Source organism: Bacillus sp. EE-W1 (genome assembly GCF_009760835.1).
GTDB lineage: Bacteria > Bacillota > Bacilli > Bacillales > Bacillaceae_G > Bacillus_A > Bacillus_A wiedmannii.
The window spans coordinates 1-1,453 of the sequence record NZ_WIPE01000016.1 but is presented as its reverse complement, the minus strand read 5'-3'; the positions used below and the strand labels follow the sequence as shown (position 1 = coordinate 1,453).

The 1,453-nt window shown below is 29.7% G+C and carries 1 protein-coding gene; it reads right to left on the bottom strand.

What is annotated here, in order from left to right; genetic code table 11:
* Nucleotides 1-190: 190 nt before the first annotated feature.
* Nucleotides 191-1,120: a DMT family transporter gene (locus GFJ36_RS01280; RefSeq protein ID WP_142310948.1), complete on the bottom strand. Its 930-nt coding sequence runs from the start codon at nt 1,118-1,120 to the stop codon at nt 191-193.
* Nucleotides 1,121-1,453: the final 333 nt, after the last annotated feature.

Below are 1,453 nucleotides of genomic sequence, written 5' to 3'. Positions count from 1 at the left end.
TATATTACACCTCTATAGCCTAATCGTCAACACCTTTTATTCAATTAATAATAAAAATAATTCCAAAGTTATTTTCTATATTAGTTTCAGTTATTTAATCCCTCTCATTCAATGAAAATAATGAAAAGGACATCCTATTACATACAAAGCGTCCTTTCCATTAAACATTATATACATGCTCTTATAAACTTTAACATTCTTCATTCCCTTTAATATTTTGATCGTCTGATATAAATAAATCAATTAGTTTACGTTTATCCGCCCATATCACTCCAAATAAAACTAAGCTGCCACCTATTACTATTCTCCGCGTTAAAGATTCATTTAATAAAACAATTGAAGCAACTATACTTATTAACGGTAACGCATTTAAATATAATCCACTTACTGATGCCGAGACTGTCTCTAATGCTCTATTCCAAAACCAATACGCTAAAATTGTTGCCCCAATAACAAGATATATTACACTAAACCCTGTCTTCCATGTTTCGATTTTTGGAAAACCATAATAAAAAGTTTCTGCCATTGCAAATGGTAATAGAATAACAGCTCCAATAATTAAAGTTAATGTTGTAAAAACCTTGTTTGATAGATACTGTTCTTGTTTTGGTCGTTTCAGCAATACTGTATAGAAAGCAAATAAGAACGTACTTAATAAAATAAGGATATCTCCTATTAAAGATACTTCTTGATCGACATTACTAGATGGAATTGTAATAAGAAGTACTCCGATAACCCCCAATACAATACCGATCCAATAATTAAGCCGAATTTTTTCTTTCAAAAAGAACGCCGAAAAAAGAATTGTAACTAAAGGTAAAGCAGCATCAATAATACTAACATGCAATCCACTCGTTAAAGAAATACCGTAGGATGTGAACATAAAGTACCCAGCTACGCCAGTAAAAGATAGTAAACTCATTCTTTTCCACGGGACCTGTTTATGTACAACTGATCTTTTTAATTGTTTAAATGAGAATAGTAAACAGATTCCACCAGCTAAGAAAAGGCGAATAAATAACAAAGTAAATGGCTGAATAGATTCTAATGCCCACTTTGTTGGCGCAATGGCTGTCCCCCATAATATAACAGCCACTAATAACATGCATATTTCTTTCATAATCCCCCACACCCATCAAAAAATATATGTTAACTATCTTAATTATAGATTTTTTCTTATGTAAAATCCTTTAAAAATGAAAAACCGTTATGTGAAAAACAACTGAATAGCTATTTTCCACATAACGGTTTCATATAAAAAGTAAAATATTTTAGTCATTCCATGACTCAATTAATACAAAAAGGTAATTCTTACCTTAACCTAACATTTAAATGTATTACTTTATTATCTTTTATGGCATTATCGTTCAAAATTCATTTTAAACAGTCTCTATTTCATCTTTTTTCTTCTTTAAGATTATTAAATTTATGGATTATGACATTTGGTAAATAA